General features: G+C 50.8%; 12 protein-coding genes. 7 read left to right on the top strand and 5 right to left on the bottom strand.

Going from position 1 to position 16,065, the window contains the following annotated elements:
- Window positions 1–37 precede the first annotated feature (37 nt).
- From VRK_RS19650 to VRK_RS19620, 7 genes are all read left to right on the top strand, one after another.
- A complete protein-coding gene (locus VRK_RS19650; RefSeq protein WP_059123181.1) occupies window positions 38–859 on the top strand; it encodes an ABC transporter permease in 822 nt (273 codons plus the stop codon).
- Window positions 860–863: 4 nt separating this feature from the next.
- Window positions 864–1,682, top strand: coding sequence for an ABC transporter ATP-binding protein (locus VRK_RS19645; RefSeq protein ID WP_059123180.1), 819 nt, complete (start codon window positions 864–866; stop codon window positions 1,680–1,682).
- A 73-nt stretch (window positions 1,683–1,755) separates the two neighbouring features.
- Entirely contained in the window at window positions 1,756–2,517 is a 762-nt protein-coding gene (locus VRK_RS19640) for an urea amidolyase associated protein UAAP1 (protein ID WP_082671480.1), read from the top strand.
- Window positions 2,517–3,158: an urea amidolyase associated protein UAAP2 gene (locus tag VRK_RS19635; protein ID WP_059123179.1), complete on the top strand. Its 642-nt coding sequence runs from the start codon at window positions 2,517–2,519 to the stop codon at window positions 3,156–3,158. Before VRK_RS19640 ends, VRK_RS19635 begins: the two co-directional genes overlap by 1 nt.
- 88 nt (window positions 3,159–3,246) lie before the next feature.
- A complete protein-coding gene (gene uca, locus VRK_RS19630; RefSeq protein ID WP_059123178.1) occupies window positions 3,247–6,882 on the top strand; it encodes an urea carboxylase in 3,636 nt (1,211 codons plus the stop codon).
- Between the two features lie 17 nt (window positions 6,883–6,899).
- A complete protein-coding gene (gene atzF, locus VRK_RS19625) occupies window positions 6,900–8,681 on the top strand; it encodes an allophanate hydrolase (RefSeq protein ID WP_059123177.1) in 1,782 nt (593 codons plus the stop codon).
- A 223-nt stretch (window positions 8,682–8,904) separates the two neighbouring features.
- A complete protein-coding gene (locus VRK_RS19620) occupies window positions 8,905–10,158 on the top strand; it encodes a valine--pyruvate transaminase (RefSeq protein ID WP_059123240.1) in 1,254 nt (417 codons plus the stop codon).
- A 51-nt stretch (window positions 10,159–10,209) separates the two neighbouring features.
- On the opposite strand, the gene VRK_RS19615 is transcribed toward VRK_RS19620, so the two are convergent.
- The 5 genes from VRK_RS19615 to gyrB form a co-directional block, all read right to left on the bottom strand.
- On the bottom strand, window positions 10,210–10,713 hold the full coding sequence (locus VRK_RS19615; protein ID WP_059123176.1) for a GNAT family N-acetyltransferase: 504 nt from the start codon (window positions 10,711–10,713) through the stop codon (window positions 10,210–10,212).
- A 159-nt stretch (window positions 10,714–10,872) separates the two neighbouring features.
- Entirely contained in the window at window positions 10,873–11,496 is a 624-nt protein-coding gene (locus VRK_RS19610) for a protein-methionine-sulfoxide reductase heme-binding subunit MsrQ (protein ID WP_059123175.1), read from the bottom strand.
- Window positions 11,497–11,556: 60 nt separating this feature from the next.
- Entirely contained in the window at window positions 11,557–12,558 is a 1,002-nt protein-coding gene (gene msrP / locus VRK_RS19605; protein WP_059123174.1) for a protein-methionine-sulfoxide reductase catalytic subunit MsrP, read from the bottom strand.
- Window positions 12,559–12,855: 297 nt separating this feature from the next.
- The gene (locus VRK_RS19600; protein ID WP_059123173.1) at window positions 12,856–13,296 is read right to left on the bottom strand and encodes an Hsp20 family protein; all 441 of its coding nucleotides are present in this window, start codon (window positions 13,294–13,296) and stop codon (window positions 12,856–12,858) included.
- A 336-nt stretch (window positions 13,297–13,632) separates the two neighbouring features.
- Window positions 13,633–16,047: a DNA topoisomerase (ATP-hydrolyzing) subunit B gene (gene gyrB, locus VRK_RS19595; protein ID WP_059123172.1), complete on the bottom strand. Its 2,415-nt coding sequence runs from the start codon at window positions 16,045–16,047 to the stop codon at window positions 13,633–13,635.
- Window positions 16,048–16,065: the final 18 nt, after the last annotated feature.

Here is a 16,065-nt window from a genome sequence, read left to right as displayed (position 1 = left end):
ACTGTCGCACCGAACCAACTGTGGATCTGGAGTAGTTATGACCCGACTCATTAACCGGAAACCCTCACCGTTACTGCGCCTGATGTTAGGGGCTTTGCCCTTTGTGATTGTCCTTATCATCTACCTTGTCGCCTCGGATGCCCGTCTGAGCGTCAACCCGGCAGATAAATTGCTGCCCTCTTTCAGCAGCTTTGCCACTGCTGTTGAGCGGATGGCATTCACACCAAGCAAACGGACCGGAGAGTATCTGCTGCTCAACGATACACTAGCCAGCCTGCAACGGCTGGGTATCGGTGTCGGGTTGAGTGCGCTCATCGGTCTCTGTTTTGGGGTCGCCAATGGAATTCTCCCCCTGATCAGGTCTTCGTTGTCCCCTTTCGTGACTGCGATTTCCCTGATCCCTCCCATGGCGATCCTCCCCATTCTTTTCATCATGCTCGGGTTGGGAGAGGTCTCTAAAGTGACCCTCATCGTGATTGGGATCTGCCCCATCATCATCCGGGATATCCAGTTAAAAACCCAGTCACTTCCGGAGGAACAACTGATCAAAGCGCAGACCCTCGGAGGCAATAGCTGGCAAATGATTGTCCGCGTGATTGTCCCGCAAATCTTGCCACATCTCATCGATGCCGTCCGGCTGACGCTGGGCAGCGCCTGGCTGTTTCTGATTGCTGCTGAAGCAATCGTCGCCACCGAAGGGCTGGGATATCGGATTTTTCTGGTCCGGCGTTATCTGTCCATGGACATCATTCTGCCGTATGTCTTGTGGATTACCCTGCTGGCTTTTGCGATGGATTGGCTGCTCAGGCACCTCTCCCGCCGGCTCAGCCCATGGCATCACCAGACTCAGGGAGGGTAAGCAGATGAAACAACCGATGCTGCAAATCCGCAATCTGTGGAAAGAATACGACGATAACATCGTCCTTGAACGGCTCAACCTCAACGTCCATGAAGGCGAGTTTATCAGTATTGTCGGCGCCTCCGGCTGTGGTAAAACCACCTTTCTCAATCTGTTACTGGGAACCGAATCAGTCAGCCGGGGTGAGATTCTGCTCGACAGTCAACCGCTTCGGCAAGAACCCAGCGTCGAGCGGGGCATTGTGTTTCAGAAATATTCAGTCTTTCCCCACCTGACCGTACTGGAGAATGTCATGATCGGGCTGGAATTCGGCTGTTCTCAGTTGAGTGGTCACCTGTTGGGCCGTACATTTGGCCACCAGCGGCAACTGGCTCAGCAACAGGCTCGCGCCATGTTGGCACAAGTCGGACTCAGTCATGCCGAACATCAGTATCCCCACCAGCTCTCCGGGGGAATGCGCCAACGACTATCAATCGCTCAGTCACTGGTCAAACAGCCGCGCATTCTGTTACTGGATGAGCCATTCGGGGCGCTGGATCCCGGCATTCGTAAAGACATGCACGAACTGGTACGGAAGCTGTGGCAGGAACAACATCTGACGGTATTCATGATTACCCACGATTTGAGCGAAGGCTTCCATCTTGGCAGCCGGATTTGGGTGTTTGACCATCCGCGTATTGACCCACAATCACCGGAACGCTACGGCGCACAAGTGACCTTCGATATTCCTTTACATAAAACCGCGGCTCAATCCGATCAGACACTTCATCTGCTGACTGAACGTTTCAGTCCGGTGAGCCCACCGATTCCTGATGCAATCTGAGGAACGCACAATGTCTAATACAACCATATCTAATGAAAACGTGTCTAATGAAAAGATGCCGAATGAAAAAATAATGTCTTATACCAAACCGACGCAACCTTCAGCCCCAGAAGTTATTTTTACTGAAGTCATTCCCGGTGCCTCTCACTGGTCGATGAAAATACCACGCGGCTATACACTGACAGCGACCGATATTGAAGGTGGTGCGAATCTGAGTGTACTGTTTTACAACCCGGAAAATCTGCTGGAGCGCTACAATGCCCCCGATACACTCAAATGCCAGCACACCTTTAAACTCACGGCCGGCCACTGCCTTTACTCGGATATGGGGCGGATTTTTTGTCGCATCGAACACGATGATACCGGTTGGATCGACACCGTCTGTGGCGTCACCAATAAAGCCAAAGTAGCCCAAAAATGGGGAGAGCGCAGTTATCAAACTGACCGGAATCAATGGAAACAGAACGGCTATGACGCTCTGCTGGTTGAAGTTGCCAAATATGGCCTCGGCAAACGCGATCTGGCCGCCAATCTGAACCTGTTCAGCCAGGTGCGCACCGATGCGGCGGGTCACCTCATCTATGAGAAAGACCATAGCCAGCCCGGTGATAGTATTGCCCTGTATTTCGAAATGGAAACACTGGTCATCCTGACCACTTGCCCGCATCCGCTCAACCCGGCGTCTGAATATCCGTTTAAGCCCGTACAACTGACACTGACCCAATCCAGTGCAACCGCCATTCTTACCGAACCCGCACACGGAAAAGATGAAAATCAACGCGGTCTTGAAAATAACCGCCGCTACCACTGCACATCCCCTCAGGAGGTATTCTGATGATTATTGAAAGTTCACTACGCGCTGAAGATGCAATCCGCCGGGATACCGTTGCGGCCGGTGACTACTACATGAAAGTCGTTCATCAGGGGCAGACGGTCCGTATCCTTGATCTGGAAGGAAATCAGGCTGCGGATACTCTGTTTTACAACGCAAACAATCCGGCGGAACGCTACAGCGCCATCGATACGATTCGCGAACAAGGCAATGTCTATCTGACTGCCGGTAGCCGAATCCTCTCCGATCAGGGCAATCTGATGCTGGAAATTGTCGCTGATACGTGTGGCCGTCACGATACTCTGGGCGGTGCCTGTGCGACCGAAAGCAACACGGTTCGCTATGCGATCGACAAAAAATGTATGCACGCTTGCCGTGACAGCTGGCTACTGGCGGTCAGCGAACATGAAGAATTCGCCATGACCAAACGCGATATTACCCACAATATTAATTTCTTTATGAATGTGCCGATCACCGAATCCGGCGGTCTGACCTTTGAAGACGGCATCAGTGCACCGGGCAAATATGTCGAGCTCAAAGCAGCGATGGATGTCATTGTGCTGATTTCTAACTGCCCGCAACTGAACAATCCTTGTAATGCCTACAACCCAACGCCGATAGACGTGTTGGTTTGGGACATCTGAACCCTCGCCCGTCTGAAACCTGAGCCGGGGACGACCCCGATTCTGCTCACAATCCCCACGGGACGACCCGAAAACGACGGAATCACTTATGTTGAATAAGGTATTGATTGCTAACCGCGGTGCGATTGCCTGCCGGATTATCCGAACACTCAAGCAGATGAATATCGCCAGTGTCGCGGTATACAGCGAAGCGGATGCTGAAAGTCTGCATGTCCTTCAGGCTGACGAAGCCTATTCTCTCGGAGAAGGCGCTGCGGCCGCGACTTATCTCGATCAGCAAAAAATTATCGCGCTGGCGAAATCCTGCCAAGCGGATGCCATTCATCCCGGTTACGGTTTTCTGAGTGAAAACCCGGCATTTGTCACCTTATGTGAGCAGTCCGGCATCACTTTTCTCGGCCCCACGCCGGAGCAAATGACCATATTCGGCCTGAAACATTCCGCCCGGGCGATAGCCTCACAAGCCAATGTCCCCCTGCTGCCGGGCAGTGATCTCATCAGCCATCTTGAGGATGCACAAACACAGGCAGAACAAATCGGCTATCCGGTGATGCTCAAAAGTACCGCCGGGGGCGGGGGCATCGGCATGCAGCGATGCAACAATGCCGCGGAGTTGGCTCAGTCGTTTGACTCGGTACGACGACTGAGCGAAAACAATTTCAGTCACAGCGGCATTTTCTTAGAAAAATTTATCGAACAGGCCCGCCATATTGAAGTGCAAATTTTCGGTGACGGACAAGGACAAGTGATCGCGCTCGGTGAGCGGGACTGCTCGGCACAACGTCGCAACCAGAAAGTCATCGAAGAAACACCGGCCCCGAATCTGAGTGAAGCCACACGTCAGGCGCTGCGCCAGACCGCTATCCGGCTGGCAACCGCGGTGAACTATCGCAGTGCCGGAACTATTGAGTTCGTACTCGATCAGCAAAGCGAGCATTTCTATTTTCTGGAAGTGAATACCCGCTTACAGGTCGAACATGGCGTCACAGAAGAAGTCTTCGGTATCGATCTGGTCGAGTGGATGGTTCAGCAAGGCGCCGGCACACTCGACTTATCCGCATGGCAGCACGACAACCAGCCCAACGGTCATGCGATTCAGGTGCGCCTTTATGCGGAAGACCCGAATAAAAACTTCCAACCCAGTGCCGGATTAATCAGCCACGTCGAATGGCCGCAACTACCGGGTTTACGCATCGAACACTGGATCGAAGCCGGGGTAGACGTCTCCCCATATTTTGATCCGATGCTGGCAAAAATTATCGTTCACGGCGCGAATCGCGCTCAGGCACTGGATCGCATGATCCAATCCCTCCGCCAGATCAGTCTGTACGGCCCGGAGCATAACCAGTGTTATCTACAACAGCTGATTCAGACGCCATTATTCCAAGCGGGTAAGATTCTGACTCGCAGTCTGGATGACTTTGTTTATCAACCACAGACCGTCGATATTCTCAATGGCGGCACTCAGACGACGATTCAGGATTATCCGGGCCGTCGGGGTTACTGGCATGTCGGCGTACCACCCTCCGGGCCGATGGATTCTCTCAGCTTCCGGCTGGCCAACCAGTTGCTACACAATGATGACCATTGTGCCGGACTGGAGATCATCGTGACCGGTCCGATACTGCGATTCAACATGACCAAACAGATTGTTCTGACCGGTGCAGAGATTCAGGCCACGCTGGACGATAAACCACTGAAAATGGGCGCTATCACTGAGGTTCAAGCCGGTCAAACCTTACGGCTGGGTAAAATTACCGGCCCCGGAGCCCGCAGTTATCTGGCGGTTGAAGGTGGCTTTCAGTGTCCGGATTATCTCGGCAGCAAATCAACGTTTACCTTAGGTCAGTTCGGTGGGCATACCGGACGCGCCCTGCGTAGCGGAGATGTGCTGCATCTGGATCCGTCTCCGTCCGTCAGCCGACCGCAAAGCGTGACGGAACATCCGGCTGCCCTGCCGGAACTGTCCGACAGCTGGCAGATTCACGTCATATATGGTCCGCATGGTGCTCCGGATTTTTTCACCGATGAGGATATTCAGGCATTCTTTGCCGCCTGTTGGACGGTGCATTTCAACTCCAGCCGCACCGGTGTCCGTTTAGTCGGCCCGAAGCCGGACTGGGCCCGCCCGGACGGCGGCGAAGCCGGGTTGCACCCGTCCAACATCCACGACAATGCTTATGCGATCGGCACCATCGATTTTACCGGTGATATGCCGGTCATTCTGGGACCGGACGGCCCCAGTCTCGGCGGATTCGTCTGCCCGGCCACCGTGATCAAAGCTGATTTATGGAAAATCGGTCAGCTCAAAGCGGGTGATAAGGTTCACTTTGTGCCGGTTTCGCTGGCCGAAGCGGAAGATGCCGAGCAACGGCAACATGCACAGATCCGCCGGTGTCAGGTTGAGCCCTATCCATTCACACCAGCGCTGCCAGACACCCCGATTGTCGCCGAAATCCCGGCCTCAGCCAATCAGGAACAGGTCGTCTACCGCCAGTGCGGTGAAGATTTTCTGCTGGTGGAATACGGGCCTCAGGTGCTGGATATCCGGCTGCGTTTTCGCGTACACGCGCTCATGCTCAGACTGGAGCAACGCAAATTATCCGGTGTTCAGGAACTGACGCCGGGGATTCGCTCGCTGCAAATTCACTATGACAATCTGCATCTGCCCCGCCGACAACTGCTCGATACACTGATCGAATTAGAGCAACAACTGGGGGATATTGACCAGTTAACAGTGCCGGCGAGAATCGTTCATCTGCCGCTGTCCTGGGATGATGAAGCCACCCGGCTGGCGATTCGTAAATACGAAGAAGTGGTCAGAAAAGATGCGCCGTGGTGTCCGGATAATATTGAATTTATTCGCCGGATTAACGGCCTGCAATCGGTCGATGACGTTAAGCAGATCGTCTTTGATGCCAGCTATCTGGTGATGGGGCTAGGTGATGTGTATCTCGGTGCACCGGTCGCAACCCCGCTGGATCCGCGCCATCGACTGGTCACCACCAAATACAATCCGGCCCGGACCTGGACACCGGAAAACGCGGTCGGTATCGGTGGCTCGTATTTGTGTGTCTATGGAATGGAAGGCCCGGGCGGCTATCAGTTCATCGGGCGCACCTTACAGATGTGGAATCGCTACCGCACCACGCCTTACTTCCGACAACCCTGGCTGTTGCAATTTTTTGATCAGATTCGCTTCTATCCGGTCAGTGCCGATGAGCTACAAACCATTCGTCAGCAACATCCGCGAGGGCAGTACCCGTTAAAAATAGAAACCACGACTTTCTCGCTGGGTGAATACCAAAAGCTGCTTGAAAACCATGCCGATGCAATTGCGCAGTGCAAATCCCGTCAGCAAACGGCTTTCGAAGCTGAAAGACAGCGTTGGGCTGAGAGCGGTCAGGCTAATTTTATTGCTGAAGATGTCACGCTGGAAACCGAAACTGAGAGCTGGGCTGTCGATGAGGGCTGCGAAGCGGTGGAAAGTCATGTCACCGGTAATATCTGGCAAATACAGGTTCAGCCCGGCCAAACCGTCACGGCAGGTGAGACCATTGCGGTTCTCGAAGCGATGAAAATGGAGCTGGAAGTCACCTCACCGATCAGCGGCACCGTTGAGACCATTTGTCATACAGCCGGTTCACCGATTCAGGCCGGTCAGCCCATTTTAACCATAAGAACGGCTGAGTCAGCCAGCCTGACGACTCATCCCGTTTCATGATGTAAGGAAGCAAACCGATGACCATACTCACCATCTCACAATTACAGACCGCGTACCGCAGTGGAGATCTCTCGGTACGGCACTTTTTACATCAACAACTAAAGCTGGCTCAGGCAGACTCACACCAAGCCTGGATCAGTACCATCACCGCCGCACAACTCGATCAATACCTTGATGATTTGTCTGCCTGCGATGTAGACGAACTCCCGCTGTATGGCGTTCCTTTCGCCGTCAAGGACAATATCGATCTGGCGGGGCTGGCAACCACTGCCGGATGCGAAGCATATCGCTACCATCCGGAACATTCCGCGTTTGTGGTCGAACGCCTGATTGCTGCCGGTGCGATTCCGCTGGGGAAAACCAATCTGGATCAGTTTGCGACCGGGCTGGTCGGAACACGGAGTCCGTGGGGAGCCACCACCAACAGCTTCAATCCTGAATATATTTCCGGGGGCTCAAGTGCGGGCAGTGCCGTGGCAGTTGCCACCGGTCAGGTTCTGTTTGCGTTGGGAACGGATACCGCGGGTTCGGGTCGGGTGCCGGCCGCTTTCAATAATATTTACGGGCTCAAACCAACCAAAGGCGTACTCAGTTGCCGTGGGGTGGTGCCCGCCTGTCGCAGCCTCGACTGTGTCACTTTTTTTACCAGTCACGGTGAAGATCTGGCGTTGTTGCATCAGGTCGCTGCGACCTATGATCGTCAGGACAGCTACGCCCGACCGGATGTCCACCCGATTCATACGCTCCCGAAAGTTACATTTCAGGGACTACGTATCGGTGTACCACAACCGGAGCAACTGAATTTTTTCGGGAATCAGGCATACCAGACCAGTTTCGAACAGGTACTCGAGAGACTGACGGCTCTGGGCGCAGAACTGGTTCCGTTTGATTTATCGCCGTTTCTCGCCGCCGCTAAATTGCTGTATCAGGGGCCGTGGGTTGCTGAACGTTATGCTGCCATTCAGTCGTTTTTCGAACAGGATGCCTCACGCTGTCTGCCAGTGATTCAGACCATTATCGGCCAGGCCACACAGTTGTCAGCCGTGGATACTTTCCGAGGGTTTTATCAGTTGCAGGATTACCAAGTCACCTGTGATGCCCTGCTGGACAATGTCGATGTGGTAATCACACCAACCGCAGGAACGACCTACACGATTGAAGCGGTCAATCAGGATCCGGTCACACGTAACAGCAATCTTGGTTACTACACCAACTTCATGAATCTGCTCGATTACTGTGCCATTGCAATCCCGGGCGGATTCACCAACACAGCCATGCCATTCGGCTTTACCCTGTTTGCCCCGGCATTCTCCGACAGAAAGCTGATGGATCTGGCTTGCGAATGGCAACAACGTATCCGTTTACCCGTCGGAGCCAGTGGCCAGTATCCGCCTCAGACGTCGCACCTTGATCTGCTGGTCTGTGGGGCTCACATGCAGGGATTACCGCTCAACCACCAGCTCACCAGCGTGGGAGCAACCCTCAAACAACAGACTCACACAGCGGCAAACTACCGCTTGTATGCGCTGGCCGGCGATCCACCGCAACGGCCCGGTCTCGTCCGTCGTGAAACCGAAGGCACCAGAATTGAGGTTGAAATCTGGTCGGTGCCGATTCAGGCAATCGGTGCCCTGCTCGCTCAGATTCCACATCCGCTCGGACTGGGGACGGTTGAGCTGGCCGACGGTGACTGGGTGAAAGGATTTATCTGTGAACCGATCGGCCTCAGCGATGCCACAGATATCAGTCACTTTGGCGGCTGGCGAACCTATTTGCGCACATCCCCGGTTCAGAGGTAGCACACAACACGGTCTGTCAGCAAACCTGTACGAAATCCCCCCAAAGATGGAGGAGATAAAACAAGAGGTAAGAGTTGCTTTTCAAGCAAAAATCATTACGGTTAACTCAGGTATCGGTGCATTGTGGGTGAGTGCCGTAATCATCCTACTGATGTCCCGGCATCATTTCCGGTCACGAAAAGCGATTCTTTCCTATTACAAAAATATATCAGGTAATTCAGTCATGCAGTTCTCTTCGTTTGGTGAAAAATTTAACCGATACTCAGGTATCACTCAGCTCATGGATGATCTCAACACCGGCCTTCGCACTCCCGGAGCCATTATGCTCGGTGGCGGAAACCCGGCAGCAATCCCAGCCATGCTCGATTATTTTCATCAGGCGAGCCAGTCGCTGCTCGATAGCGGCGAGCTGGTTGCTGCCATGACAAACTACGACGGCCCGCAAGGAAAAGACGCCTTTCTGCGGACGCTGGCAGCGCTGCTGCGAGAAAACCTCGGTTGGGATATCTCAGAAAAAAACATCAGCCTGACCAATGGCAGTCAGAGCAGCTTTTTTCATCTGTTCAACTTGCTGGCAGGCAAACAACCGGACGGCTCACATAAGAAAATTTTGCTGCCTCTGGCCCCGGAATATATTGGTTATGGGGATGCCGGTATCGATGAAGATATTTTTATCTCTTACCGCCCGGAAATCGAGATGCTTGACGGGGGGCTGTTTAAATACCATGTCGATTTCGAACATCTGCAAGTAGATGATTCAATTGCCGCGATCTGTGCCTCCCGCCCGACCAATCCAACCGGCAATGTGCTGACAGACGAAGAAGTCCGTAAACTCGATCAACTCGCACGCCAGCACAATATTCCACTGATTATCGATAGTGCCTATGGCCTGCCGTTTCCCAATATTACTTTTGAAGATGTGACGCCGTTCTGGAATGAAAACACCATTTTATGTATGAGCCTGTCGAAACTCGGCTTACCGGGCGTCCGCTGCGGAATCGTGATAGCGAATGAAGAAATCACCCAAGCCATGACGAATCTCAGCGGGATTATTAATCTTTCCCCCAGCAGTATCGGCCCGGCAATCGCCAATTATATGATTGAACAAGGCGATCTACTGCGCCTCAGTGACCATGTAATCCAACCGTTCTACCGGCAAAAATCCCAACGCGCCATCAAACTGCTCCAACAGGCGATTCCTGACCCGCGTTTTCGGATCCACAAACCGGAAGGTGCCATCTTCCTCTGGCTATGGTTCGACGAACTGCCAATCACCACCATGGAACTCTATCAGCGCTTGAAAGATCGGGGGGTACTGATTATCCCCGGAGAGTATTTCTTTATCGGTCAGCAGGAAGAATGGGAACACGGTCATCAATGCTTGCGGATGAATTATGTGCAAGACGACGAACAGATGCAAAAAGGGATTGATATCATCGCAGAAGAAGTCACAAAGGCCTATGGGGAAGGGATTTAAGTATCAAGGGGGAATATCCCCCGTCCTATTTTATCCTATCAACGTGGCAAATCACTCGTCAGACGTGGTTTGCTGATAGACCTTCATCCCTCTTGCCTGATAGTTTGCCAGCGCATATTCGTGGTCAAGGGTACAAGTGTGAACCCAGACTCGCTGCGGGTTATCCCACCCCCATGCAGACTGAAGTGCATGGGTCAGCAGGTAACCGCCGAAGCCATGTCCCATAAAATCAGGTGCCAGGCCAAAATAAGCGATTTCAATATTCCCGTCAGCCTGTTGCTCTAGTTCATAATAACCGGCGATACTTCCCTGACTTAAAGCAAACCAAGTTCTCACCTGTGGCGATTCAGCGTATGCCTGCCATTCTTGCTCAGAAAGTGCCAGTTTATCTCGCCACAGCCACGGTTCACCGACTAACTGATAGAGATAACGGTTAAAGCGATAATTCTTGATTTGCGCTTCAATGACCTCAAAACCTTCCGGCTGGGGTTTTTCATTCAACGCCGCCAGCGAGTGCATTTCAAGATAGTATGTCGTGACTTCCGGTTCTTTCATTCCAACTCCGTCGGATCAAACTGTATTCTGATCAACTGATTGTATCAAAACTATCAACAAGAGTGGGGACAATGAAGAGAAAGATAAAGCACCGAGCATTCACCAAGATACCGACCACCGTTGAAGACGGTATCTTCACCAACAGAACGTTCATCCAGCTTAATGAGTCTTGAGTGATGCGCTGTGTCGCCGACGCAAGCGAGACTGAGCAAACCGCCACAGCTGTGGTAGGCGAAAACTGAGTAATACCACCCCAATGATGCCATAAAATGCAGCTTCGTAATAACTGGAACGAACCTGCCAGAACAGGTGAATCCACCCCAGAATCAGCGCAATATAGACCAGACGGTGCAGCGTTTGCCACCGTTTGCCGAGCCGTTTCATCCAACCTTTGGTTGAGGTGATCCCCAAGGCAATCAAAATCAGCAGTGCCGGAGCACCAACCAAAATATAAGGCCGCTTCACCAATTCCGAGCCAAACAAAGTCAGATTACCGCCTAGAATAAACTGGTAGTAAGCCAGCAGGTGCAACAATCCATAAAACAGCGCAAACAGCCCCAACATCCGTCGATGGGTCATCAGCCAACGCCATTTCAAATGCCGGACCAATGGTGAAACCATTAAGGTGATCAGCAGAAAGCGTAATGTCCAAAGTCCGGTTTCCAACACAATGGTTTTCGCCGGATCACCGCCTAAATTCTGAGTAAAAACACCCCAGACCAACAGTGACAACGGTGTACAGCCGAGTATAAACATCACGATACGACGGAAAGTAACCGGCATCTATTTCTCCTTACATACGTACTCGACGCTCAAAGCCTGCCACGACGTTAACGAACTCAATTAATAGTAACGGGCTAAATCCATCCCCTGATACAAAGGCGCAACTTCGTCATAACCATTAAATAGTCGTGTCGGAATAATATTCGGGCTTAATAACCCCGAAGGCAAACGCCGCTCTTCTTTCTGACTCCAGCGTGGGTGATCGACCTGTGGATTCACATTGGCATAAAACCCGTATTCATGTGGTGCTAATTGGCTCCATGTCGTCGGTGGCTGTTTTTCCGTCAGCTCGATTTTGACGATTGATTTGATACTTTTGAAACCATATTTCCATGGCACCACCAAGCGAAATGGGGCACCATTTTGATTCGGTAGGGTTTTGCCGTACAACCCCACCGCAATCATAGTCAACGGATGCATCGCCTCATCGATTCGCAATCCTTCGACATACGGCCAGTCAATCGAGCTAAACAAACTCTTCTGTCCCGGCATCTGTTCCGGGCGCTCTATCGTGGTAAAGGCGACATATTTGGCTTTACTGGTCGGTGCAAACCGCTTGAGTAATGTGGCTAAAGGAAAACCAATCCAGGGAATCACCATCGACCAGGCTTCCACACAGCGCAGACGGTAAATGCGTTCTTCCAGTGTGATTCCTTTGAGGAGATCTTCTAAATGATAGGTGCCGGCTTTCGCGACTTCACCACCGATTTCGACCTGCCACGGAAACGGCTGAAAATCCCCGCTGTCATCAACCGGATCACTTTTACCATAGCCAAACTCATAAAAGTTGTTGTACTGCGTGACATTTTTGTAAGGCGTTAAGGGTTCGTTGATGACTTGCTGATTTGCCTGCGCATCATTTAACTGCTGTTTCAGCCATTGCGGTGCATTCGGCTGGAATGTTCCGGCCTCCTGACTGGGTTTGGCCAGTACATTCAATGATGGGAGCAAGACGCTGGCACCGAGAGCGAGCGAACCTTGCATAAATTTCCGGCGAGAGCGATAAATGGCTTCCGGTGTCACATCAGCTTCGGTGAGCTGTGGTTTTTTCCTGATCAACATAAGCTATCCTTCCATGCTCTCATGAGAGTTGGTTATTAATTCGCCTTTACCAAACTGTATCGTGCAATGGTTATCTTAGCCAATACGAATGTGATAAATTCACGATGACTCAACAGCCTTTATGATAGTTAGACGGATAAAAGAGCAATTTATTACAGCCGGTTGGATGTTTTTTGGATATTTAATGCCACCAAATGATCATTCGATAGTGGTCTGTCCAATAATGGTAATGGTAAATGAGAGGCGATCAAAAAGAGCGCCTAAAGGCGCTCTTTCACAACTTTCCCTAACTGATCGTTATTCTTTATTTTCAATTAGGTTTTTACCGTTAATCGCAATTTTGCGTGGCTGCATTGCTTCTGGAATTTCACGTTCCAAATCAACATGCAGCAGGCCATTTTCCATGGTTGCACCCACGACCTTGACATAATCTGCCAACTGGAACTTACGTTCGAAGTTGCGTTCTGCAATGCCTTGGTAGATATAGGTTTTCTCATCTTCAGGTTTACGTTCACCTTGTACAATCAGGGTATTTTCCTGTTGGGTGATATCGAGGTCCTGTTCAGCAAATCCAGCGACAGCCATCGTAATCCGATACTGATTTTCGCCTTTTTGCTCAATATTGTATGGGGGATAACCTGAAGAGCCATTTTTTGCGTTGGCTGTTTCCATTAAATTAAACAGGCGATCAAAGCCAATGGCATTCCGGTATAAAGGTGTGAAATCGACAGTTCTCATATTTCTATCCTCTCTATGAAGCAATAGTTTCATGAATTTTTGTCCGACTATCTGTTCAGATGACCCAGAAAGCGAACAGTTGTACTTTGGTTAACTCACCTTCTCATCAGAGCAAGGCGGTCTTCCGATTCAGAGGCCCGGTTGGCATCCTCTTCATACCTAGATATATGGTCGTTCAAATTCGGATCAAGGGGATCAAATAAATTTTTTTAAAATTTTTTGTCTCCTTTCTCATATCCAATTGGTATCAAGTACAGACAAAAAAACAGCCACCGACTGGTAGCTGTTTTCCATAACTTTCCATAACAAGGTATGGTTTCTCATGAGAGGGATAGGCTAGACATCCAAGTTTGCAACTTTCAACGCATTGTCTTCAATGAAGGCACGACGCGGTTCAACTTGATCGCCCATCAGGGTCGTAAACAGCTCGTCGGCACCAACCGCATCATCAATGGTCACCTGCATCATCCGGCGTGTTTCCGGATCCATGGTGGTTTCCCACAGCTGATCGGGGTTCATTTCTCCCAGACCTTTGTATCGCTGTACCGCCAAACCACGGCGAGACTCTTTCATTAGCCATTGAACGGCTTCGGCAAAACTATTCACCAATTGAGTTCGCTCACCGCGCTGAATATACGCACCTTCTTCAATCAACCCGTTCAGTTCTTCAGATAAGGTAGCCAATGAGCCGTACTCTTTCGAATTCAACAGATCGACACTCAGCGTATATTCGTAAGTGACACCATGCGTACGAACCGTTATTTTCGGAGAAAAAATCCCGGTATCTTGATTTTGTTCGACCTTATAACTGTACTGACTTGCACCCACTTCTTTTGCATTGAGCTGCTCAATTAACTGTTTGGTCCAAGCTTCAACTTTATCGTGATCAGCACAATCGGTTTCCGTCAATCGAGGAATATAGATAAACTCGCCAACCAAAGCATATGGATAACGGCGGCTCATCCGTTCAATTAACTTCATCGCGGAATTATAACGCTGAACCAACCCTTCCAGCGCCCCACCAGACAGTGCAGGTGCATCAGGGTTGACATGGAATGATGCCCCATCCAACGCCAGTGAAATCTGATACTGGGTCATTGAATCTTCATCTTTAATATACTGTTCTTGCTTCCCTTTTTTGACTTTATACAACGGTGGCTGAGCAATATAAACATAACCCCGCTCAATCAACTCAGGCATTTGACGATAGAAAAAGGTCAACAATAAGGTACGGATGTGCGAACCATCAACATCGGCATCAGTCATGATAATGATGTTGTGATAACGCAGTTTGTCCGGATTATATTCGTCACGGCCAATGCCACAACCCAATGCAGTGATCAGCGTGGCAACTTCCTGAGAAGACAACATTTTATCAAAGCGGGCTTTTTCAACGTTAAGGATTTTACCTTTCAGCGGCAAAATTGCCTGATTCTTCCGGTTACGGCCTTGTTTGGCAGAACCACCAGCCGAATCACCCTCCACAATATAGAGTTCAGAAAGGGCCGGGTCTTTTTCCTGACAGTCCGCCAGTTTGCCCGGCAGACCGGCAAGATCCAACGCACCTTTACGGCGAGTCATCTCGCGCGCTTTGCGAGCCGCTTCACGGGCACGAGCAGCATCGATGATTTTCGAACAAACGATTTTGGCTTCGTTCGGGTTCTCAATCAGAAACTCGGACAATTTTTCACCCATTGTGGTTTCAACCGCAGATTTCACCTCTGAAGAAACCAGTTTGTCTTTTGTTTGGCTGGAGAATTTAGGATCCGGCACTTTCACTGAGATAACAGCTGTCAGACCTTCACGGGCATCATCACCGGATGTTGCGGTTTTCTCTTTCTTACTGAAGCCTTCTTTATCCATAAATGTGTTCAGCGTCCGAGTCAATGCTGCCCGGAAACCAGCCATGTGCGTTCCGCCATCACGCTGAGGAATGTTGTTGGTAAAGCAGAAAATACTTTCTTGGAAACTGTCATTCCACTGCATTGCGACTTCAACCGTAATGCCATCTTCCCGCTCCTGATTGAAGTGGAAAACTCTGTCATGGATCGGGGTTTTATTGCGATTCAGGTGCGAAACGAATGCCTTGATACCGCCTTCATACATGAAGTGATCCTGTTTGCTATCACGCTCGTCACTCAGCTTGATTGACACACCGGAGTTGAGGAAAGACAGCTCACGCAGACGCTTGGCAAGAATCTCATAGTGGAACTCGGTATTGGTAAATGTTTCGTTACTCGGCCAGAACCGGACCATCGTGCCGGATTTTTCGGTGTCGCCAACCACCGCCAGCGGTGCCTGAGGGACACCGTGACGATAGGTCTGAGTATAGATGTGTCCACCACGATAAATCGTCAGGACAACCTTTTCAGACAGCGCGTTCACGACCGAGATACCGACACCGTGCAAACCACCGGAAACTTTGTACGAGTTATCGTCAAATTTCCCGCCGGCGTGCAGCACCGTCATAATAACCTCTGCCGCAGAAACATTTTCTTCCTCGTGAAGCTCAGTCGGAATACCACGGCCGTCATCACTGACTGAGACGGAGTTATCTTCGTGAATCGTCACGATGATGTCTTTACAGTAACCCGCTAACGCTTCATCAATTGAGTTATCTACCACCTCAAAGACCATGTGGTGCAGACCCGTACCATCATCCGTGTCGCCGATGTACATCCCCGGACGCTTTCTGACTGCGTCCAGACCTTTCAGTACTTTAATACTCGATGAATCGTAATTATTCGACATGAGTTACTCTCTTTATTT

The organism is Vibrio sp. MEBiC08052, from assembly GCF_001506075.1.
In the GTDB taxonomy this organism is placed as follows: domain Bacteria; phylum Pseudomonadota; class Gammaproteobacteria; order Enterobacterales; family Vibrionaceae; genus Vibrio.
Note: the sequence above shows the minus strand (reverse complement) of the source record. Positions and strands in the feature narration are given on the sequence as shown.